The organism is Microlunatus sp. YIM B11417, assembly GCF_059617205.1.
The window spans coordinates 927,343-947,438 of the sequence record NZ_JCAMPJ010000002.1; the positions used below are offsets into that span (position 1 = coordinate 927,343).

Below are 20,096 nucleotides of genomic sequence, written 5' to 3' on the forward strand. Positions count from 1 at the left end.
CCGGCGGATTGCCCTGCGGAATGAGGGCATTGGCATTTGCCGCCGTCGATCGGTGGCTGAGTCGGACGTGCCGTTCCTAGGGTGCTGCCAGGACCACATCCGCGGGCGCGCTGATCAAGGAAGCGGTGGGCATGGCACGGACCTTCGACACGGTTGCCCTGCGGCGACCGTTCACCACCGGCGAGGTCCGGCAGTATCGCCGGCAGGTGGTGGATTCGGAGGATGCGAACCCGGGTCGGCAGATTCCGACGGGTCGAGTCCTTGCCTGGTTCGCGGCACTCGTCTGTGTCCCGTTCCTGGTCGGACAAGTGGCGGCGGTGGGATTCGGGGCGTCCTTCGAGGGAGCCGTCGCCGTCGGCGTCCTGATCTTCGTGCTCGGGCTGGCCAGCGGGTTCGTTCTGCTCCGCGAGCCCGGCACGACCGGCCTGGAGCCGTGGCGGGAGCAGCTGCGGTGTCTGGAGTTCGCCGCCGCGAACCAGCTCGAGTACGCGCCCCGCACCGATGCCCCGAACTATCCGGGCATCATCTTCCGGACCGGCTTCAACCAGCAGACTCTGCAGCGGGTCTGGTCCGCCTCCGGCGCGTTCCTCGACTGCGGAATCCAGCGATTCCTGGCCGGCCCTGCCCATGACGAGCGACTGCACTCCTGGCGGTACGTGGCCTTCCAGTTGCCGGGCCCGCTGCCGTACCTGCTGCTGAACTCGCGGGTCGACGAGAAGTACTCCGGTGATCTCGGCGAGTTCGGTGCGGCGGACCGGGTCCGGATCCTCGACGGCGTGCTCGACGAGCACTTCACGTTGTACTGCCGGACGGAGGACTGGAGCGACGCCTTCTATGTCTTCACCCCCGACGTGATGGCCCTGCTGATCGATCATGCGCACGACCTCGACGTCGAGGTCGCCGAGAACTGGTTGTTCTTCTACTCGCGGTGGCACCTGGTGCCCAGCGACCCGCGAACCTGGCACCGGATCGCCGTTCTGGAGGAGAGGATCGTCCCCTTGATCGGCGCGAAGGCCCGCGGCTACGAGGACCGGAACTTCCGATGATCATGATGAGGCGTCCGGTGATCATCCTGTTGGCCGCGATCCTGATCTTGACCGGGTGCGTCGCGACGTCGCCGCCGAGCCCGAGCCCGACGACGCCCGCGCCGACGACGGAGAGCCCCGCACCGGCCCCGGCCCGCTATGACGGACCGGGGAAGCCGCGGTTGCCGCTGACCGAGGCCTGGCGGAACGACTCGCAACCGTTGATCACCATCGGGCGCGCCGAGGCGGTCGAGGGCTCGCTGGTGATCACCGGCTGGGGCAGCGGGCGGGCCGAGGAGGAGTCGGTGGTGCTGGACCGCGAGCGCGGCACGGTCCGGTGGCGGGCCGGACGGTTGCCCATGGAGTTCACCCTCGACGCCGAGGACCGCCCGCAGGCCCGGCTGAGCACCCTCGCCGGCTGGGCCGTCGAGCACGCGACGGACGGCATGCTGATCCTTCCGTACCACCTCGGGCCGTGCCGGGACGGCGGCCACGCCTGCCCGGCGGCGGAGCTGAAGCCGTACCGCGAGCACGGGCTGGTCGGCTTCTCGCTGGCCGACCGGCGGCAGGTCTGGCATACCGCGCCGGTCCGCAGCGCCGAGCCTCGCGGGGACCGGCCGCAGACCTCCGGCTTCCAGACGTACCAGGTCGTCGGCGCCACCTCGTCCACGGTGCTGGTCACCCTCGGCGTGGCCGGCAACTACTTCGCCGACCTGGAGTGGGATTCGGCCCAGCGGCAGCCGAAGACGATCGCCTACGACTCGGCGATGGGCCGGGAGGTGTGGCGTCGCGAAGGGTTCGTGGCCGAGCAACTCCTCGTCAACGACATCGTGATCGGCCTGGAGCGGTCGGCCCGCCCGGGCGCGACCGGCGGAGTTCCGGTCCGGGTCGATGCCGTGCTCGGCACCCGGCTGTGGGCGATGCCGGCCGAGACCAGCGTGCGCTGGACCGACGTCAGCCGCCAGGGCGGGGTCGTCGCCGAGTCCGACCGGCTCCGGGGCTCGGCACGGCAGTTCCTGGTCCTCGGGTACGGAGAGCCGCAACCGCTGCCGGCGCCCGCGCCGGACGGCACCGGCTGGACGACGCCCGGGCACCCCGGCCCGCTGGCCTGGCGCGTGGTGCCCCGGTCGGGATCCTCGCCGGAGGGCCCGACGCTGCAGGCGATCGACCTCGACGGCGACCTCACGGTCGGCGCGACACCGCTGCCGGACGCTGCTGTCGCGGTCACGTCGGGCTGGTCCGACTACGTCTGGGTGAGCCTGGCCTCCGGCCGGGTGCAGGCCTTCGACCGGACCGGTCGGCCGCGGTCGCCCGGCCTGACCGGTGCGGTACGGCTGGTGGGCTTCGACCAGGCGTTGGTCACGCTGCCGAACTCGACCCGGCTCCGGTTGCTGGACCTCGGTTGAGCCGGATCAGCAGATGCTGTCGTTCGGCTTCGGGTTGCCGAGCCCGAACAGGGGCCGGAGCCGGAGCCCGACCCAGGTGCCGCCGAGGGCGAAGACGGCCCAGAGCCAGCCGTGCAGGCTGCCCCGGCTGATCCCGCCGAGGTAGGCGCCGATGTTGCAGCCGCCGGCCAGCCGGGCACCGATGCCCATCAGGATGCCGCCGAGCAGCGCGGCGACGGCGGTCCGCCAGGGGATCCGGGTGTGCAGCTTCCAGGCGCCGGCCGCGGCCGCGGCGATCCCGGCGCCGATCATGATCCCGACGTCGGTCAGTGTCGTCTTGTCCTGCCAGGCCGACGCGGCGAGCGCCTTCGCGTTGGCCGGCTGCTGCCAGAAGGTCCACAGCTCCGGCTGGAATCCCAACAGCTGCAGGAACTTCGCGCCCCACAGGCCGAACGCGTACGTGACGCCCCAGGTGCCGCCGGAGACCAGGAAGACCGCACCCGCCAGCACGCCGAGCACGACGGCGCCGACCAGGATCGGCCAGGAGCCGCGGACGATCCGGCGCAGCCCCTGCGCCGTCGGTACGACATCGGTGGGCGGCGGGTTCCGGCGCCGCTGGACCACCCGGGTCACTACGACGATGATCACCAGCGCCGCGATGGTGATCGCCCAGGCGCCGAACCAGCCCACGTGATCGGCGAGCGCGATGCCGGGCACCTGCGGCCAGCCGGTGAAGGCCGGGTAGCCGGCCGTGTAGATCACCGAGCCGGCGATGAACCCGAGCAGGGTGATCACGATCGAGGTCTGCCCGGACCCCACCGCGAACAGGGTGCCGGAGGCGCAGGCACCGCCGAGCTGCATGCCGATCGCGAACACCGCCGCACCGAGGAACAGCGGCAGGCCGATCTGGCCCGGGCTGGTGTTCGGGGTGGTGCCGAACAGGGTCGAGCCGGTCGCGGCGATCAACATCACCAGCGTCGCGGCCGTGCCGAGCAGCAGCGCGTGCGCCCGCAACCCCTGCCCGTTGCCGACCGCGATCAGCTGCCGCCAGGCCGACGTGAAGCCGAACCGGGAGTGGAACAGGGCGAACCCGAGGCCGATCCCGATGATCAACAGCAGACCTTGCGGCAGCCCGTGCACGGCGGTGACGTACGAGGCGACGCCGACCGCGAGCAGGCCGAAGATCAGCAACGGCACCCGGCGGACCGGCTGCTGCGGCTCCGGGACCGGAGCGGCGCAGGAGGTGGCCGCCGGGGTGATCACCGAGCGCAGCCGGGGCAGTTCGAGGGACGAGGTCATCGTTCGCGTTTCCTGGTGGCGGGAGAGGATTCGGTCCGTACGACAGTAGGCGAGCCACGGGCGGGGAAACCGGCTTCTCGGAGGATGAGACATCGGGTTAGCCTTCCGGGGTGGACTACCCGGAGACGCGCCGCGACGACCTGATCGAGACCCTGCACGGCCGGCCGATCGCCGACCCGTACCGCTGGCTGGAGGATCCCGACTCGGCCGAGACGGTCGACTGGGTCTCCCGGCAGAACGAGGTCACCGAGGCGTTCCTGTCCGGGCTGCCCGGCCGGGACTGGTTCCGTCGGACGATGGGCCGGATCCTGGAGCGGCCGCGGGCCGGCACCCCGGCCAAGCGCGCCGGCCACTACCTGGTCGGCCGCAACGACGGCACCCAGAACCAGGACGTGATCTTCGTCGCCGACTCGCTGCCGGAACTGCTCGAGGGTGGCCGGGTGATCATGGACCCGAACCTGCTGGCGGCCGACGGCACGACCGCGGTGACCGGCTACACGGTGTCGCCGGACGGCACCACGATCGGCTTCTCGATCAGCGAGGGCGGCAGCGACTGGCGGAGCTTCCTGCTCCGTGACCTGTCCACCGGCGAGGACCTCCCGGACGACGTACGGCAGGCGAAGTTCAGCGTGCCGGAATGGCTGCCGGACAGCCGTTCCTACCTGTACGTGCACTTTCCCGGCGGTGGCCGGGCCGAGGGCACCGAGACCGCGGCGCAGGGCGGCGGCCAGCTGAAGCTGCACCGGGTCGGCACTCCGCAGGACCAAGATCAACTGATCCTGGAGTTCCCGGACAATGATCAACTGCTGTTCTGGGTGGAGACCTCCCACGACGACCGCTACCTGATCATGCACCTGGTGCAGGGGACCGAGAACCGGAACCGGCTCTGGGTCTATCCGATCACCGACACCGACGGGGTCAGCGGGCTCGGCGAGCCGATCAAGCTGATCGACCGGCCGGACGCGATGTTCGCCTTCGTCCGGGTCGACGGCGACGCGATCGTGCTGCACACCGACCTGGACGCGCCGCGCGGCCGGGTGGTCCGCTGCCCGATCGCCGCCCCGGAGGCCGAGGCGCTGCCGGACTTCACCGAGGTGGTGCCGGAGCGCGCCACCACGCTGTCCACTGTCGTCGCGGCCGGCGACGGGCTGCTCGTCGAGGTGCTCGAGGACGCCCAGCCGGTGGTGCTCCGGTTCGCCCTGGACGGCACCGAGCTCGGTGCGCTGGACCTGGCCGGCGGCGCGCTGAACGCGCTCAACGGCGAGGCCGGCGAGCGGGAGGCGTTCGCCGGGCTGTCCACGGTCGTCTCGCCGAACCGGGCCTACACGATCGACACCGAGACCGGAGTCACCGAGCCGCTGGACGAGCTGGTGATCAACACCGGCGAGACCTGGACGCCGCCCGAGTTCACGATCAGTCGGCACCGCGCGGTCAGCGCGGACGGCACCGAGGTGCCGTACTTCTTGATCAGGTCCGGGGATGATCAAGGAACGGACGGGCCGCAACCGACCCTGCTGTACGGCTACGGCGGGTTCAAGATCCCGATCTTCGCCTCCTACCGGGCGATCTGGCCGGCCTGGCTGGCCGCCGGCGGCGTACTGGCGATCGCCAACCTGCGCGGCGGCGGCGAGTTCGGCACCGACTGGTACGACGCCGGCCGGCTGGACGCGAAGCAGAACGTCTTCGACGACTTCATCGCGGTCGGCGAGGACCTGATCAAGGCCGGCGTCACGAGCAACGACCGACTGGCCCTGCACGGCGGCAGCAACGGCGGTCTGCTGGTCGGCGCGGTGCTGACCCAGCGGCCCGACCTGGCCGCCGCCGCACTGCCGGCCGTGGGCGTGCTGGATCTGCTGCGCTTCCACAAGTTCACCGTCGGGGCGGCCTGGGTGTCCGACTACGGCAACCCGGACGACCCGGACGACTTCGTCACCGCGCTGGCGTACTCGCCGCTGCACAACGTCCGGCCCGGCACCAGCTACCCGGCGACGCTGGTGATCACCGGTGATCATGACGACCGGGTGGTGCCGCTGCACAGCCACAAGTTCACCGCGACGCTGCAGCAAGCGCAGTCCGGCGAGGCCCCGGTCCTCACCCGGATCGAGACCAACGCCGGCCACGGGATGGGCAAGCCGACCGCGAAGATCGCCGAGGAGAGCGCCGACCTGCTGGCCTTCGCCGCTCACTTCACCGGGCTGGCGCCCTGACCCGATCCGGCCCGGCCGCCCGAGCAGAGTTCGGGCGACCGAGTCGGAACTGACCGCATCCGTTGCGCCGTTCGCACGCGAACTGGGTACAGACACCCAGACGCCGAGTCTGATTCGGCGGCGCGCGACGAGAGGATGCGGTGACCGTGGACGTACCCGACGACGTGGTGCTGATCGACGAGACCGGTCGGTCCAGTGGGCGGATGGACCGTGCGACCGCACACCATGCGGCGACCCCGAGACACCTCGGCTTCTCGCTCTACCTGCTCGACGACGCCGGCAACGTCCTGGTGACCCGGCGGTCGCTGGCGAAACGCAGCTGGCCGGGCGTCTGGAGCAACAGTTGCTGCGGCCATCCGCGGCCCGGTGAGCCCTGGCATCTGGCCGTGCGCCGACGGCTGCGGGAGGAACTCGGCATCAGGGTGCGGGACCTCGACTGCGTGCTGCCGGAGTTCAGCTATCGGGCGCGGGATGCCGGCGGGATCCTGGAGGACGAGTGGTGCCCGACCTTCGTCGGCCGGGTCGCGCCCGGCTCGGCGGCGCCACGGCCGGATCCGGAGGAGGTCGCCGAGCTGGCCTGGACGCCTGCGTCGGACCTGATCGGAGCCGTGGCCGCAGCGCCGTACGCCTTCAGCCCGTGGTCGGTGCTGCAGTTGGCCCAGCTGGGATCGCACCTGCGCCGACGTGCGACCGAGTCGGCCGTCCGTCAGGAGATCCGGTGAGCCGGCTGTCTGCCCGGCCCGTGCCCACGCCGCTGCGTGCGGTCGCGCCGGACGCGGAGGACGGCTACCTGGACCAGGTCGACGCGCGCCTCGAACGGGCCGTGCAGGATCTCGCTGTCTCATGGTCCGAGGCGATGCAGGGCGACCGGGAGGTGCCGGTGCTGGGCCGGTTCGACCTCCCCGACCTGCTGCACCAGACCCTGTCCGCGGGTGGCAAACGGATTCGTCCGGTGATGGCCCGGCTCGGCTGGCGCGCCGCGGGCGGGCAGCCGGAGACAGCGGGCGCCGAACAGGTGGTGGTCGTCGGGGCGGCGCTCGACCTGCTGCACGCCTTCGCGCTGATCCACGACGACGTCATGGACGCGTCCGCACGGCGTCGCGGCGAACCGACCATCCACGTGCTGGCCGCGTCGCTGCACGAGGCGGCCGGCGGCTCCGGCGACGACCGGCGGTTCGGCGAGAACATCGCCATCCTGCTCGGCGACCTGGCCCTGGCCGAGGCGGCGCACCTGGTCAGCGAGTTGCCCGGGCCGCTGCGGCGGCGGTGGCAGGCCATGATCGTCGAACTGGTCTGCGGTCAGCGGGCCGACCTGACCGGAAGCGCCGTACCCCGCTACGACGTCGCGACCGCCGAACAGATCGCCCGGCTGAAGTCGGGTTGCTACACCGTGCTGCGGCCGCTGGAACTCGGCGCGGCGGCGGCCGACGCGTCTCCGGCGGCGCTGGCGCTGCTCTCCCGTTACGGGGAGGAACTCGGCGCAGCCTTCGCGTTGCGGGACGATCTGCTCGGCATCTGGGGCGATCCCCAACTGACCGGCAAACCGGCCGGTGACGACCTGATCTCGGGAAAACCGACGATGATCATGGCGCTGGCCGCGGACCGGCTGTCCGGGCCGGCTCGAGACCTGGTCCGCCGGACCGGCGGCCGCGGGATCGGCGCCGACGTCGTGGCGCGGTTCCAGGAGGAGCTCCGCCGGGCCGGGGTGCCGGACGAGGTCGAGCGACGGATCGAGCAGCATGTGGCCGCCGCCGTCGACGCGCTCGACCCGGCGGCTCTCGAACCGGCCGCGGTGCACGACCTGGTCCGGATGGCCCACCGGGTTGCCTGGCGGGACCGATGAGCCGGGTCACGGTCATCGGAGCCGGCCTGGCCGGGTTGGCCGCCGCCTGCCGCTTGGCTGGGCTCGGACACGACGTGACGGTCGTCGAACGGGACCGGCAGGTCGGCGGGCTGGCCGGCCGGCTGGTCCGGGACGGCTTCTCGTTCGACACCGGGCCGACGGTGCTGACCGCTCCCGGGCTGGTGGCCGAGGTGCTCCGGTCGGCCGGTGCCGACCCGTTGCGCGAGTTGGACCTGCGCCGCCTGGACCCGGCCTATCGAGCCGTGTACGACGACGGCAGCGAGATCCGGGTCCGGTCCGGAGTCGCGGCCCTTCGGGCGGAGATCGAGGCGACCTGCGGCCCGCGTGACGCCGCCGCCGTGGACGGCTTCGTCGCTTGGCTGCGCGAACTGTGGGAGCTCGAGCTCCCGCACTTCATCGACGCCGACCTTGACAGGCCGATCGACCTGCTCCGGTCGCCGGCCGCGCTGGCCCGGCTGATCCGGCTCGGCGGCTTCGGCCGGCTCGGGCCCGCGGTCGCCCGGTTCTTCGCCGACCCGCGGTTGCGCCGGCTGTTCAGCTTCCAGGCCCTGTATGCAGGGCTGGCGCCGGACCGCGCCCTGGCGATCTATGCGGTGATCACGTACCTGGACACCGTCGAGGGAGTCTGGTTCCCGGCCGGCGGCATGCACGCGGTGCCCGAGGCACTGGCACGGGCGGCCGTCGCGGCCGGGGCGACCCTCCGGCTCGGCGAACCGGCGACCTCGATCCTGCGACGCGGCGACGGGCGGGTGGCCGGCGTGGCCGTGGCCGGCGACCGGGTCGCTGCCGATGCGGTGATCTGCACCGTCGATCCCGGCCACGCCTACGGGTCGCTGCTGCCGGAACTGCCGGCGCCCCGCCGGCTCCGCCGCGGCCGGTACGCGCCGTCCGCGGCGGTCTGGCATGTGGGCGTCCGCGGCACCGTCGACGACGGTGCGGCGCACCACAACCTGCATTTCGGGCAGGCCTGGGCCGACGCCTTCGGCGAACTGATGGACCGCGGCCGGCTGATGTCGGACCCGTCCCGGCTGGTGACCGTGCCGTCGCTGCACGATCCGGCCCTGGCGCCGCCCGGCTGCACCACCCTGTACGTCCTCGAACCGGTGCCCAACCTGACCGGCGCCGCGACCTGGACGGAACCCGACCGGGGCCGGCTGAAGGATCGCCTGCACCGGTTCCTCGGCGCCGCCGGCTATCCGGACGATGTGCAGACCGAGGAACTCGTCACGCCGCCGGACTGGCAGGCCCGCGGACTGTCGGCCGGCACGCCGTTCGCCCTCGCGCACACCTTCGGCCAGACCGGCCCGTTCCGGCCGCGGGCCGTGGACCCGCGGCTGCCCGGCCTGTTCTTCGCCGGGGCCGGCACGACGCCGGGCGTAGGCGTCCCGATGGTACTGATCTCCGGGCGCCGGGCCGCGGACCGCGCCGCCGGCTACCTGACCGGGTCCCGCCGGACCGCCCGTGCGGACGATCATGTCGGCGCCTGACCTGCGCGCCGGCTACCGGCAGTGCGCCGGGCTCACCCGCCGGTACGGCACCACCTATTTCTGGGGAGCGGCGATCCTGCCGCGGTCCCGGCGGCGGCATGTCCATGCGGTGTACGCGCTGTGCCGGTTGGCCGACGACATCGTCGATCTCGGACCGGTCACCGACCGCGAGCAGCGGCTGGCCGCGTTCGCCGCCGACTTCCGGGCGGTCCTGGCGGGAGCTCCGGCCCCGACCCCGGTGCTGGCGGCGGTCGCCGACACCGTCCGCGAACGGCGGATCGACCCGGAGTGCTTCGACCGGTTCTTCCGGGCGATGGCGATGGACCTGACCGTCGACCGGTACGCGACGTGGGACGATCTGCTCGGCTACATGGAGGGGTCGGCCGCCGTGATCGGCGAGATGATGCTGCCGGTGCTCGAGCCGCTGGACGCCCGGGCCCGGGAACCCGCCCGATCACTCGGCCTGGCGTTCCAGCTGACCAACTTCCTGCGCGACGTCGGCGAGGACCTGGACCGGGGCCGGGTCTACCTACCGCAGGACGAACTGGCCGCCTTCGGCGCGGATCCGGAGGAACGCCGGACCGGGACTGCCTGGCGCCGTCTGATGGCGTACCAGATCCGCCGAAACCGGGAGCTCTACCGGGCCGCCGACGCCGGGATCGCCATGCTGCCGCCGGCCTCGGCCCGCTGTGTCGCGACCGCCCGGGTGCTCTACGCCCGGATCCTGGACCGGATCGAGGCCGCCGACTATGACGTGTTCGCCGAGCGGGCCCGGGTGCCCACGGCCGGCAAGGCGTTCACGGCCGCGCGCATCCTGATCGCCGGGCCACCGCGCCACCACCATCCCGAGGAGCCCCGATGTCGCTCAGACCGTTGACCAGCCGACTGCCCGCCCAGTTGCCGCGCTTGCCGTTCGCCCGCCGTCCGCAACCGCGGTGGGGTTCGTTCCGGCCCACTTGGCGGCAGGCCCGGCCGCGCCGCATCGCCGACGCGCTCGGGGTCGCCGAGCGGCGGAATCCGGGCGGCTGGTACGTGGCCGGTCGCAGCGACGAGGTGCGGCCGGGGATCAGCCTGACCCGGACCATCGCCGGCCGGGAGGTGGTGCTGTGGCGCAACGACGACGGCGTGCTGCGGGCCGGGCCCGGCGCCTGCCCGCATCTCGGCGCGCTGCTCGACGGCTGCCCGGTGCTGGACGGTGCCGTGGTCTGCCGCTGGCACGGCCTGGCGCTCGGTCACACCGAGGACGGCGCCGCGGGCCATGGGCCGTGGCGGCCGTACCGCGGTTACGACGACGGCATCCTGGTCTGGGTCGGGCTGCCCGTCGAGGGCGAGCCGGAGACGCCGGCGCCGGTGCTGCCCGAACGGCATCCCCCGGCCGAGTCGGTCGTTGCGGTGATCGGCCGGCGCGGTCGCTGCGAGCCGGCCGACGTGGTGGCGAACCGGCTGGATCCCTGGCACGGCGCCTGGTTCCATCCGTACTCCTTCAGCGATCTCGAGGTGGACGAGGAGGCCAGCACCGACGAGCGGTTGGTCGTCGAGGTGACGTTCCGGCTGAGCCGCACCTGGGGCGTGCCGGTCCGGGCCGAGTTCGTCTGCCCGGACGCACGCACGGTCGTGATGCGGATCATCGCGGGAGAGGGCGTCGGCAGCGTCGTCGAGACGCACGCCACGCCGATCACGGCACCGGGAACCGAGCAGGCGGTGACCGTCATGACCGAGGCCACCATCGCCCACTCCGACAGGCCCGGCTTCGGCCTCGCCCGGCTGGCGGCCCCGCTGCTCCGGCCGGGGATGCGGCACGTCGCGGGCCGGCTCTGGGTCGACGACCTCAGCTACGCGGAACGCCGGTTCGCGCTGCGCCGCCGCGGGACGTTCCCGGGCTGACCCGCCGCACCAGGCGCCGTAACCGGCCGGGCCAGCGGTGCCGCCCGGCGGTCGGCACCGTCCACAGGTCGTGCCCGCGCACGCCCCATCCGGCCAGCAGCGCGTTCGCCGCCTGCCAGCCGGTCGTCGCGGCCCGCTCCATCAGGGCCACCGGGTACGGGCAGCGAACCTGGTCGCCGGCCAGCACGATCCGCGGGTCGGGCGTGGTGACCTCCGGCCGGTCCCGCCAGGGCGCGAGCCCGATCAACGGGCAGTCGGCGTCGACCCGCCACCGGTCGTCGAGGATCGCGGCGGCCGCGGTCTCCGGATAGACGGCCGACAGGGCAGCCCGCAGCTCCCGCTGCAGCCGGAGCCGGTCGACCGGCTCCCGCAGCGCGTAGGCGTGCAGTTCCACCACGGCGCCGCCGGTCCGCGCGGCCCACCGTCGGGCGCCGTCCTCGTAGCGCTCCAGCAGGCTGATGTTGTCCAGCGGGCCGAAGCCGCTGGTGCCGAGGAACGGCGGCCGCTCCGGCCGCAGCGGCCGGTCGAGCCAAAGCCGCCAGACCGCGAACGGAGGTGCGGTCGGCGAGCCGGTGACCCGGTCCCGCCATTCCGGATCGAGACCGGACGACCCCGCGGCCAGCTCCGCGGTCCCGCTCGGGCCGGCCGCCAGTACGGCTGCATCGGCTCGGAGGGTTCGGCCGTCCGCGTCCGTCACCGTGACCTCGGTGGCCGCCACGTCGAGCGCGACGGCGGTCCGGCCGGTCTCGATCCGGACGCCGAGCCGGGTCAGGTAGTCCGCCAGCGGTCGCCACAGGGCGGTGTCGAAGTCGTCGCGGGGTACGTCGAACAGCAGTCCCTCGGCCGACCCGAGGAAGTAGCCGTGCAGCATCGCGACCAGCTCTCCGGCCGCGAACGTCTCCGGCGGGGCGAAGAAGCTGCGGGCGAAGACCTCGAGAGCGAGATGTCGGGCGTCGGCGGGAAACCGCAGCCGGTCCAGGAACTGCGCGGCACTCTGCCCGTCCAGCTCGGCGAAGGTGTCCGGGAAGTCGACGTCGAGCAGGCCGAGCGCGGCGTCCAGGTCCACCCGGAGGAGATCGGCGGCCGCGAAGCTGGGGCTCAGGGCCACGAAACCTGCGATGTTCAGCGGCGGCGTGCGCGGCACCCGCGCGAACGAGTCCGTAGGGCCGCCGTTCAGCACCAGCGGGTAGTCGGCGAGCGGCCGCAGCCGGGTCAGCCCCGGATCGGCTCGGCCCAACAACATCCGCAGGTTGTAGTACTGCCGGAAGAAGGCATGGAAGCCGCGGCTCATCGTCGCCGGCCGGCCGGCCACCTCGACCGGCCAGGACGCGACCCGGCCGCCGAGCCGGTCGGACTGCTCCCAGAGGGTGACGGACGCGCCGCGCTCGGCCAGCCCGGCTGCCGCCGCCAGCCCGGCGATCCCGCCGCCGACGACGAGCACGGACCGGGCGGTACGGGGTCGGCCGGCCGGCGCCGGCCAGCGCTGCGCCAGCGGATCCCGGCCGGGCCGCCAACGGTCAGCTTTCATGATCATCCGCGGTCCCCGTCGCCCGTGGCCTGCGGCCTCGGATCACGTGCAGGATGTCGCGCTGCCAGCCCGAGACGGTGCGGTGCCGTACGTCGCCGTACCCGGTGCGGATGAGTCTGGTGGCGAAGTCGGCCACCGGCTCGAAGTCGATCACGCTGCGCCACAGGTAGCGATAGAGCTCGGGGTGGCCGGACAACGCGACACTGAGCGGCTGGACCACCAGCCGGCACACCGCCGTCCAGCGGCGTCGGGCCGCCACGGATCCGGCCACGGAGTATTCCTCCGCCACCAGCACCCCGCCGGGCCGGAGCAGGTCGTACACCTGGCGCAGCACCGCGTCCCGGTCCTCGACGTTGCGGAACAGGTAGGCCGCCAGCACCCCGTCCGCCCAGCCCTCCGGCAGGCACGCCCCGACGTCCTCGGCAGGCGCCCGGACGAAGCGCACACCGGCCGGCCAGGACTTCCGGCGGGCCCGCTCGACCATCCCGGCGGACGCGTCGAGCCCGACCACCTCCGCGGCCAGCCCGCGCCGGTCCAGCTCACGCACCAGGGCCCGGGTCGAGGCTCCCGACCCGCAGCCGAGGTCGACCAGCCGGAGCGGCCGGTGCCCGGCGCGCGGTCCGGCGGCCTCGAGCAGCGCGGCCGCGGCGGTGCCGAGGTGGCGGTGGTAGCCGGGGTTCAGGCCGACCATGAGGTCGTAGCGCCGGGCCGCCCGGTCGAACCCGGTGGCCACCTCGCTCCGGTCGAGGCGGGTCATGCGGCAGGCCCCGCCGCTCGCCGCGGAGCGCTGCTGCGGCGCCGGTCGCCGATCCGGCGCCAGACCAGAATCGTCAGGGTGACCATGGCGAAGCCGAACCCGAAGTCCTCCACCGGGATGTCCCAGGGCAGCCGCAGTCCGAGCGTCTGCCGTTCGTCGTACCGGACGATCGGGTCGCTCAGCTTGGTCAGCCAGCCGTCCACCGGGACCTGGAAGGCGAAGACGATGATCATGGTGAGCCAGTACTGCCGGGTCCGGAAGATCCCGGTCCGCCACCAGAGCAGCTCGACCATGATCACCGCGGCCACCGCGATCACGGTGAGCAGGGTGTACTCGGGGACCGGCCAGCCGTCAGGCATCCGGGCCACCCCGGGGACGGGACCGGCGCCGGTCGACGGCCGCCAGGACCCGGCCCACGGCCTCGTACGTGAGCAGGCCGCAGAGCGGGATGACGACGAAGAACGCCAGCTCCTCGATCGGCATGCCCAAGATCACCTGGACGCCGGTCACGTACCGCGGGTTGTAGTCCCAGTGCCCGCGGAGGATGCCGACGATGTCCCAACAGCTGAAGATGATCACGACCGGCGCAAGGCTGAGCGCGAGCCGGAGCGGCCGCCGGTAGACCCTGGCCCGCAGCACGAACTCCAGCGGCAGTGTGATCAACAGGCAGGCGCCCAGCAGCAGCAGGTACTGGAAGGACTGCATCGGGTCAGGCCGCCGCGCGGGCCGACCGCTGGCCGAGAGCTGCGGCGGCCAACCCCACCACGGCGGCGACCGCGGCCGCCGCGGCGACCACGACGGACTCCGGCTGCGCGGTACTGCGGCCGAGCGCGATCCAGGCGAGCCCCCAGCTCATGGCGACCACGATCGGCCACCGATTCCGCAGCCGGAGCCCGATGATCATGGCGATGGCGGCGACCACGACAAGGACCAGGACGGCCAGACCCTGCGACAGCAGCCCGTCCGGCCGGCCACCGGCGGCGACCAGGACGGCCGCCACGTTGGCACAGGTGGCGACCGCGACCCAGCCGAGATAGAGGCCGAACGTCCCGTCGACCAGGATCCGCTCCGGCCAGCCCGACGGCGGCGTCCGCTCGAGCCGCCGGACGAGCATGATCAGGTCGACCAGGAGGGCGATGATCACGACCACGCTGGCCCAGAGCCAGCCCAGTTGCACCACCAGCAGCCAGGCGCCGTTCAGGACCAGCGAGCCGGCGACCCAGGGCGCGGTCGAACGGGTCCGCTCGTCGGCCGAGCGCCACTGCCAGACCACAGCGCCGACCAGTCCGAGATAGATCACCGACCAGATCGCGAACGCCGGTCCGGCCGGGGCGAGCAGCGTCGCGGTGGCCGACAGCGCACCGCCGGCCGAGCGTTCGACGGCCGTGCCGAGCAGCCCGCTGCCGAACAACAGCGCAACCAGGCAACCCGCCGCCGCGGCCGTGACGGCGACCCGTCGTGCGCCGTCCAGCATCCCGTCCATCGCCGTCCCCTTCGTGCCGAGTGACCCTGTGCTGCTGTTCGGCTGGAGTACCCCGATCGGATGCACCGGAATCGCACGGCGGGATCCGGGCGGGGTCACGGGAGGGTGCCGCGCACCTCGCTGTTCGTGGAGTGGGCGAGTTGGCCGTCCCGGGGTTCGACCGAGACGTCGACGATCCGGTAGTTGTCGGGAATCATCCAGCTGGGGACCGTGAAGGTTCCGCCGCCGGTGCCGGACAGCCCGAGCGACCGCATCTGGACGCCGTCGGTGTTGATCAGCCACACCTCGAGGTCGGCATCGTGGACCTCGACGCCGGACAAGGTGACCCGGAGCTGCAGGCCGTCGGGTGTCTGGACGAGCGTGGCCTCGCCCGTACCCGACTTTCCGGGCAGCGGCTGAAGGGCCACCTCGGAGACCACCGTCTCGGACGGTGCCTGGAGGGCTCGCACCGCGACGGTCCCGAGAACGCCGATCAGGATGCCGACGAGCGCGGCGACCAGTCCGTACGTCCAGCGACGACGCGCGCCCGATCGCCCGGCCCGGGCCGGGACGGCCGGCTCGGGGACGGGAGCCGCGGGCGGTTCTGCCGGTTCCTCCGCCGACGCGGGCGCGGCGGCCAGGTCGGCGACGATCGCGTCCCACAGGCCGGCGGGCGGTGCCGACAGGGGCGACCCGGTCCGATCCGGATCCGCGATCTCGATGTAGGAGCGAAGCTCGGCCAGCTCGCCGGCACAGCGGTCGCACTCGGCCAGATGGGCCTGTTCCTCAGGGGTCAGGGTCTCGGCGGGGTCGAGAGCGTGGGCCGCGAGACGTTCGGCGTCGAGGTGATTCACCGGCTCTCTCCTCCCCTCAGTCTCGATCGGAGTTGCAGCAAACCGCGTCGAGCATGACTCTTCACGGTGCCCAGGGGTAGGTTCAGCGACTCGGCGATCTGGCTCTGCGTCTGGTCCTCGTAGAACACCTTGCGGAGGATGGTCCGGCGCGGCTCGCCCAGCCGCTCGATCTCGGCGGCGATCAGGACCCGGTCGACGGCGGTGTCGATCTCGGAGGCGCGGGTGTCGTCGCGTTCGCCGGCAGCCTGACCGCCGACCCGCTCCCGGAGTTGCCGGGCCCGGTCCCGCTGTCGGATGGTGTCGGCGATCCGGTGCCGGGTGATCCCGATCAGCCAGGCTCGCAGCGGGCTGGCGTCGGGTCGGTAGTTGGCGCGGCTGCGCCAGGCCGAGGCGAAGACCTGCTGAGTGACGTCTTCGGCGTCCTGCTGGTCCCGGAGCGAGGCGAGCGCGATCGAGTACACGATCGAGGACCAGCGCCGGAAACACTCGGCGAGCAACGCGATGTCGTCGCCGCCGGAGAACGCGACGCCGAGAGCATCGTCGTCCATCCCGGTGATGGCGTCGTCGGCGCCGGCTCCTGCCACGAGCGAAACAGTAGCCGCCCCGGCGGGCTGGGCGTGGCCGACACCGCGGATCAGGTCCGGCCGGTCGCGGCTCGGTCGTTGCCGTTCCATGCCCGCGCCGGTCCTCGTGAGCTAGCGGCCGATGGCCGGGTCGGGGCTGGCCGTGACGATCAGGTTGTCGCGGTAGCCGGACCGCGGGTCGTACGGGCCGCCGCAGGTGATGACGACCAGGCGCGGCGGGCCGGCCCGGTCGAACAGCTCGCTCGCCGGCAACCGGGATCTCCGCCGGTACTCGGTGCGGTCCACCCGGTAGCCCCGCCGGCCCGCGGTGGTGGTGACCTCCAGCCGGTCGCCGGGCCGGAGTCGGTCGAGGTCGGCCAGCGGCCCGATGCCGTACCGGCTGCTGTCCACGTGGCCCGCCAGCACGGCCGATCCGCGCGCCGAGCCCGGCGCGGCACCGAAGCGGTACCACCCGAGCACGGCCGGGTCGTCGGGGAGCTCCATGAGTCGGTCGGCCGTGGTCCCGACCGGCCGGACCGCCAGGTCCAGCCCGATGGCGCCGACCGTGAGACGCAGGGGCAGCGGGGGAGTGCTCGCCCGGGGCAGCGATGCCGTGGTCCGCGGAACGCGCGGACGGTTCAGCGCCGGGGACTCCGCGCCGGGCGACACCGGCGCCGAGCTTGCCGGGCCGGCGCCGGTGGTGCCCTCGGCCGCCCCGTCCGCCGGCGATCCCGCGGCCGGAACGGCGGAAGGCCCCTGGCCGCCGGCCACAAGGGCCAGGCCGACGATCAGGGTCAGCACCGATCCGGCCAGCAGCGCGGCCGGCCGGATCGGCACCGCAGGGGGGATCGTCACGGACGCACGGCCGCAGTGGCCAGCCGAACCGAGACGGCGACGCCGACGAGCGCGAGCACCGCCAGCGCCGCGCCGACCAGCGGCAGGGCGTCGGCGACGGCTGCCTGGCCGCCGGTCCCGCCGGGAACCCCGCCGGGCTCGCCGTGCAGGCCGGTGATCGTCTGCGAGGCGAGCTTGAGGTTGCCGTCCTCGGCACGACCCCAGGCGTAGACGATCGTGCTGACGCCCTCGGCAAGCTCGAGTTCGGCTGGGCCGATGACGGGCTTGTCCTTGCCGGCCAGCGTGACGTCGGCCGACACCGTGCCCGCCTCCAGGTCCGCCGTGGCCTGGTCGGGGTTGGCCAGCTCCTCGAAGACGGGCTTGCCGCCCGCCCGGATGTCGACGGCGGGCGCCGCGGCGGTGTGCCGGACGGTGAGCCGTGCCTGCCCGGCCTCGAGTCCGGACACGTCGTTGACGTACGGGGTCAGGGTCGGGTCGCCGTCGGCATCGAGGTGAGCCACCACGGTGAGATTCGCCCCCGCCGGAACCTTGACGTTCTCGGCCTCGATCAGGGCCTTGCCGTCCGCACCGTCGCCCGGCGCCACGACCTTGAGGTCGTACGTGCCGGCCGGCAGCTTCTGCGGATCGGTCAGGGTTCCCGGCTCGAAGTCGGTCAACAAGGCGTCGCCGTTGGCGTACACATCGACCGGCGTGTCCGGCACCGCGTGCAGCACGGACACGGTCGCCGTCTCGGCCGCCTGAGCGGGCGGGCCGACCGCCGCCGCGGCCGCGGTCAGCAGCAACAGCGCCGCGGCTGCCCGAATGGTTCGATCTCTCTTCACGACTGCCTCCTGGAAGGGAACTCTGTGGTGCCAGGAGTTCCGCTCCGCAGGGTCAGCCGGATGCAGGCAGTCCGAGATCGGGACGTCGGGCCCGGTCAGGCCGGCGCCTGGTGGGCCATCAGCTCCACGTAGTGCGGGTTGTACATGACACCGAGCACGTTGCCGAACGGGTCGACGACGGACGCGGTGTTGAAGCCGGACTCCCGCTTGGTCAGCGCCTCGTGCAGTGTGGCGCCGTGGTCGAGCAGCCGCTGCAGGGTGCCCTCCAGGTCGTCGACGTGCCAGAAGACGACGGCACCGCCGGGGTGCTGTTGCGGCTGGCCGGGTGCGTAGCGGCGGTCGATCAGACCCAGCTCGTCCTCCAGGTCGCCGAGCCGGAACTCGATGTAGGCGGCTTGCTGCGGCGGGTGCGGATAGCGGTAGTACGGCTCGACGCCGGTCAGCTCGGCGTACCAGCGGGCCGCCGCCTCGAGGTCGTCGGCGTAGAAGGAGACGGTGGCGAATCCACGGAGCTTCACGGGCTCCGTTCCCGGGTTCTGGTTCATGACTCCATTCCAACGCCCAAAGTGCGCACCAACTGAGCACTTTCCGGAGACTTTCTAGAGTGGTCGCGTGACGAGGTGGTACGACGAGCCGGCGACCATGATCAACGGCGGCGGGCTGACCATGATCATCATGCCCGGCCGGGGCGGCAAGATCGTCTCGCTCCGGGACTCCGACGGTGTCGAGTGGCTGCTCGGCCCGCCCGACCCGCTGCCGCCGCCGGCCCGGCCCGGGGACGACTTCGAGCAGGCCGAGATGTGCGGCTGGGACGAGTGCGCTCCGACCATCGACGCGGGCCGGCTGGCCGACGGCACCGAGCTTCCCGATCATGGTGAGCTCTGGACGGCGACCTGGTCGGCGAGCGCGGACGGTTCGGCGTTGCAGGCCGCCGGATCCGTGCTGCCGTACGGATTCCGCAGGGAGGTCCGGCCGGCGGAGACCGGCCTGGAACTGCGCTACCGGGTGACCGCCGAGTGTGAGCTGCCGTTCCTCTGGGCCGCCCATCCGCAGTTCCTGGCGCCGCCCGGGACCATGATCGAATTCCCGGCTGGGATCGATCGGGTGATCGACGTCTATCCGGAGGAGGGATCGGAACGGCCGTGGTCCACGGACTCGGCCATGATCGACTCCGTGCCGCCGGGCACCGGGCGCAAGGTCTACCTGCCGCCGGACGAGACGGTGGGGACCGTCGCGCTGCGCCGGCCGGACGGGCGGGCGCTCCGGCTGTCCTGGGATCCGGCCGTGCTGCCGTACCTCGGAGTCTGGTACGACCGGCACGCGGTCGCCCGGGCCGACGTGATCGCGCCGGAGCCCAGCACCGGCTTCTACGACTCGCTGGCCGCCGCGGTGGAGCGGGGCCGGGTGGCCACGGTGGCCCCGGGTCGGCCGCTGGAATGGAGCCTTTTCGTCGACTTCGAGCGAGGATGAGGCGATGTCGACCGATGAGCGCACGGAGACGTACCGCCGCTGGACCGGGTCCAAGCGCGGCGAGGCGCGGCGGAACGATCTGCTGGAGAAGGTGACCGCCGATCTGGCGACCAACGGGCTGGTCGACTTCTCGCTGCGCCGCGCGGCCCGGGCGGCCGGGACGACGCACAAGGTGCTGCTCTACTACTTCGAAGGTCCGGACGAGCTGCTGGCCGAGGCCCTGTTCCGGCTCCGGGACCGGCGGGCCGTCGGGCTGCGCGCGGTCACCGAACTGCCGGCCGAGTGGACGCTGTCCCGCCGGCTGCGCGAGGTCTGGCCGCGGCTGGTCGAGGCCGAACGCGACTTCTGGGTGATCACCCAGTCGATCGGCCTGCTGCTGTACGACCCGGAGCGCTATCGGCACCTCGGTCGTGACCTGGGCGACCAGTACCACGACGTGCTGATCGCGATGTGCCCGCCGGCCTGGTCGGCCGGGCGCAAGGAGGAGATCGCGGCGCTGATGATCGCGGTGTTCCGTGGCCTGCTGCTGGATGCCCGGGCCCGCGGCACCTCGCTCGAGGACCCGCCGGCGATCCGGGCCCTGCTCCGCACGCTGGAGCGCGAGGAGGCTCTCGACAAGAAGTGAACCGCGTGGT

At 72.9% G+C, this 20,096-nt stretch carries 21 protein-coding genes; 10 read left to right on the top strand and 11 right to left on the bottom strand.

Annotation, left to right across the window (positions count from 1 at the left end; genetic code table 11):
* Nucleotides 1-131: 131 nt before the first annotated feature.
* Nucleotides 132-1,046 (top strand): hypothetical protein, encoded by a 915-nt coding sequence (locus AC6CCG_RS14770; protein ID WP_496655302.1) that lies wholly within the window; start codon nt 132-134, stop codon nt 1,044-1,046.
* Complete coding sequence (locus AC6CCG_RS14775; protein WP_496655303.1) at nt 1,043-2,431, top strand: hypothetical protein; 1,389 nt, start codon at nt 1,043-1,045, stop codon at nt 2,429-2,431. The genes AC6CCG_RS14770 and AC6CCG_RS14775 overlap by 4 nt, the downstream gene beginning before the upstream one ends.
* A 6-nt stretch (nt 2,432-2,437) precedes the next feature.
* Here AC6CCG_RS14775 and AC6CCG_RS14780 read toward each other — a convergent pair whose 3' ends face one another.
* Entirely contained in the window at nt 2,438-3,709 is a 1,272-nt protein-coding gene (locus AC6CCG_RS14780) for a YeeE/YedE family protein (protein ID WP_496655304.1), read from the bottom strand.
* A 110-nt stretch (nt 3,710-3,819) separates the two neighbouring features.
* Here AC6CCG_RS14780 and AC6CCG_RS14785 point away from each other — a divergent pair, with 110 nt between their 5' ends.
* The 6 genes from AC6CCG_RS14785 to AC6CCG_RS14810 all read left to right on the top strand — a co-directional run bounded on the left by AC6CCG_RS14785 (nt 3,820) and on the right by AC6CCG_RS14810 (nt 11,151).
* Nucleotides 3,820-5,916: a prolyl oligopeptidase family serine peptidase gene (locus AC6CCG_RS14785; protein ID WP_496655305.1), complete on the top strand. Its 2,097-nt coding sequence runs from the start codon at nt 3,820-3,822 to the stop codon at nt 5,914-5,916.
* A gap of 146 nt (nt 5,917-6,062) precedes the next feature.
* Nucleotides 6,063-6,638, top strand: coding sequence for an isopentenyl-diphosphate Delta-isomerase (gene idi / locus AC6CCG_RS14790; RefSeq protein ID WP_496655306.1), 576 nt, complete (start codon nt 6,063-6,065; stop codon nt 6,636-6,638).
* Entirely contained in the window at nt 6,635-7,759 is a 1,125-nt protein-coding gene (locus tag AC6CCG_RS14795; protein ID WP_496655307.1) for a polyprenyl synthetase family protein, read from the top strand. Before idi ends, AC6CCG_RS14795 begins: the two co-directional genes overlap by 4 nt.
* Complete coding sequence (locus AC6CCG_RS14800; protein WP_496655308.1) at nt 7,756-9,267, top strand: phytoene desaturase family protein; 1,512 nt, start codon at nt 7,756-7,758, stop codon at nt 9,265-9,267. The genes AC6CCG_RS14795 and AC6CCG_RS14800 overlap by 4 nt, the downstream gene beginning before the upstream one ends.
* Nucleotides 9,254-10,144: a phytoene/squalene synthase family protein gene (locus AC6CCG_RS14805; RefSeq protein ID WP_496655309.1), complete on the top strand. Its 891-nt coding sequence runs from the start codon at nt 9,254-9,256 to the stop codon at nt 10,142-10,144. The genes AC6CCG_RS14800 and AC6CCG_RS14805 overlap by 14 nt, the downstream gene beginning before the upstream one ends.
* Nucleotides 10,126-11,151, top strand: coding sequence for a Rieske (2Fe-2S) protein (locus AC6CCG_RS14810; protein ID WP_496655310.1), 1,026 nt, complete (start codon nt 10,126-10,128; stop codon nt 11,149-11,151). The genes AC6CCG_RS14805 and AC6CCG_RS14810 overlap by 19 nt, the downstream gene beginning before the upstream one ends.
* Here AC6CCG_RS14810 and AC6CCG_RS14815 read toward each other — a convergent pair.
* The 10 genes from AC6CCG_RS14815 to AC6CCG_RS14860 form a co-directional block, all read right to left on the bottom strand.
* Nucleotides 11,096-12,685 (bottom strand): FAD-dependent oxidoreductase, encoded by a 1,590-nt coding sequence (locus AC6CCG_RS14815; protein WP_496655311.1) that lies wholly within the window; start codon nt 12,683-12,685, stop codon nt 11,096-11,098. The genes AC6CCG_RS14810 and AC6CCG_RS14815 overlap by 56 nt on opposite strands.
* Complete coding sequence (locus AC6CCG_RS14820; RefSeq protein ID WP_496655312.1) at nt 12,669-13,436, bottom strand: class I SAM-dependent methyltransferase; 768 nt, start codon at nt 13,434-13,436, stop codon at nt 12,669-12,671. The genes AC6CCG_RS14815 and AC6CCG_RS14820 overlap by 17 nt, the downstream gene beginning before the upstream one ends.
* Nucleotides 13,433-13,795, bottom strand: a complete 363-nt coding sequence (locus tag AC6CCG_RS14825) for a lycopene cyclase domain-containing protein (protein WP_496655313.1) — start codon at nt 13,793-13,795, stop codon at nt 13,433-13,435. Before AC6CCG_RS14825 ends, AC6CCG_RS14820 begins: the two co-directional genes overlap by 4 nt.
* On the bottom strand, nt 13,788-14,141 hold the full coding sequence (locus tag AC6CCG_RS14830; RefSeq protein WP_496655314.1) for a lycopene cyclase domain-containing protein: 354 nt from the start codon (nt 14,139-14,141) through the stop codon (nt 13,788-13,790). Before AC6CCG_RS14830 ends, AC6CCG_RS14825 begins: the two co-directional genes overlap by 8 nt.
* Nucleotides 14,142-14,145: 4 nt before the next feature.
* A complete protein-coding gene (locus tag AC6CCG_RS14835; RefSeq protein ID WP_496655315.1) occupies nt 14,146-14,919 on the bottom strand; it encodes a TspO-related membrane protein in 774 nt (257 codons plus the stop codon).
* A gap of 95 nt (nt 14,920-15,014) precedes the next feature.
* Entirely contained in the window at nt 15,015-15,752 is a 738-nt protein-coding gene (locus tag AC6CCG_RS14840) for an anti-sigma factor domain-containing protein (protein WP_496655316.1), read from the bottom strand.
* Entirely contained in the window at nt 15,749-16,426 is a 678-nt protein-coding gene (locus AC6CCG_RS14845) for a sigma-70 family RNA polymerase sigma factor (protein ID WP_496655317.1), read from the bottom strand. The genes AC6CCG_RS14840 and AC6CCG_RS14845 overlap by 4 nt, the downstream gene beginning before the upstream one ends.
* A gap of 21 nt (nt 16,427-16,447) precedes the next feature.
* Complete coding sequence (locus AC6CCG_RS14850; protein ID WP_496655318.1) at nt 16,448-17,170, bottom strand: class F sortase; 723 nt, start codon at nt 17,168-17,170, stop codon at nt 16,448-16,450.
* Nucleotides 17,167-17,991 (bottom strand): DUF4397 domain-containing protein, encoded by an 825-nt coding sequence (locus AC6CCG_RS14855; protein ID WP_496655319.1) that lies wholly within the window; start codon nt 17,989-17,991, stop codon nt 17,167-17,169. The genes AC6CCG_RS14850 and AC6CCG_RS14855 overlap by 4 nt, the downstream gene beginning before the upstream one ends.
* A gap of 95 nt (nt 17,992-18,086) precedes the next feature.
* Nucleotides 18,087-18,536, bottom strand: coding sequence for a VOC family protein (locus tag AC6CCG_RS14860; RefSeq protein WP_496655320.1), 450 nt, complete (start codon nt 18,534-18,536; stop codon nt 18,087-18,089).
* Nucleotides 18,537-18,603: 67 nt separating this feature from the next.
* Here AC6CCG_RS14860 and AC6CCG_RS14865 point away from each other — a divergent pair, with 67 nt between their 5' ends.
* Both AC6CCG_RS14865 and AC6CCG_RS14870 read left to right on the top strand, forming a co-directional pair.
* Nucleotides 18,604-19,461 carry an aldose epimerase family protein gene (locus tag AC6CCG_RS14865; protein WP_496655321.1) on the top strand — a complete coding sequence of 286 codons (858 nt, stop codon included), beginning with the start codon at nt 18,604-18,606 and terminating at the stop codon, nt 19,459-19,461.
* Between the two features lie 4 nt (nt 19,462-19,465).
* Nucleotides 19,466-20,086, top strand: coding sequence for a TetR/AcrR family transcriptional regulator (locus AC6CCG_RS14870; protein WP_496655323.1), 621 nt, complete (start codon nt 19,466-19,468; stop codon nt 20,084-20,086).
* Nucleotides 20,087-20,096 lie beyond the last annotated feature (10 nt).

Coding starts and splice junctions, on each gene's coding strand:
- AC6CCG_RS14805 (WP_496655309.1), top strand. CDS start 9,254: ATGTCGGCGCCTGACCTGCGCGCCGGCTACCGGCAGTGCGCCGGGCTC.
- AC6CCG_RS14835 (WP_496655315.1), bottom strand. CDS start 14,919: ATGGACGGGATGCTGGACGGCGCACGACGGGTCGCCGTCACGGCCGCG.
- AC6CCG_RS14870 (WP_496655323.1), top strand. CDS start 19,466: ATGTCGACCGATGAGCGCACGGAGACGTACCGCCGCTGGACCGGGTCC.
- AC6CCG_RS14825 (WP_496655313.1), bottom strand. CDS start 13,795: ATGCCTGACGGCTGGCCGGTCCCCGAGTACACCCTGCTCACCGTGATC.
- AC6CCG_RS14775 (WP_496655303.1), top strand. CDS start 1,043: ATGATCATGATGAGGCGTCCGGTGATCATCCTGTTGGCCGCGATCCTG.
- AC6CCG_RS14780 (WP_496655304.1), bottom strand. CDS start 3,709: ATGACCTCGTCCCTCGAACTGCCCCGGCTGCGCTCGGTGATCACCCCG.
- AC6CCG_RS14860 (WP_496655320.1), bottom strand. CDS start 18,536: ATGAACCAGAACCCGGGAACGGAGCCCGTGAAGCTCCGTGGATTCGCC.
- AC6CCG_RS14800 (WP_496655308.1), top strand. CDS start 7,756: ATGAGCCGGGTCACGGTCATCGGAGCCGGCCTGGCCGGGTTGGCCGCC.
- AC6CCG_RS14830 (WP_496655314.1), bottom strand. CDS start 14,141: ATGCAGTCCTTCCAGTACCTGCTGCTGCTGGGCGCCTGCCTGTTGATC.
- AC6CCG_RS14810 (WP_496655310.1), top strand. CDS start 10,126: ATGTCGCTCAGACCGTTGACCAGCCGACTGCCCGCCCAGTTGCCGCGC.
- AC6CCG_RS14820 (WP_496655312.1), bottom strand. CDS start 13,436: ATGACCCGCCTCGACCGGAGCGAGGTGGCCACCGGGTTCGACCGGGCG.
- AC6CCG_RS14815 (WP_496655311.1), bottom strand. CDS start 12,685: ATGATCATGAAAGCTGACCGTTGGCGGCCCGGCCGGGATCCGCTGGCG.
- AC6CCG_RS14770 (WP_496655302.1), top strand. CDS start 132: ATGGCACGGACCTTCGACACGGTTGCCCTGCGGCGACCGTTCACCACC.
- AC6CCG_RS14845 (WP_496655317.1), bottom strand. CDS start 16,426: ATGGAACGGCAACGACCGAGCCGCGACCGGCCGGACCTGATCCGCGGT.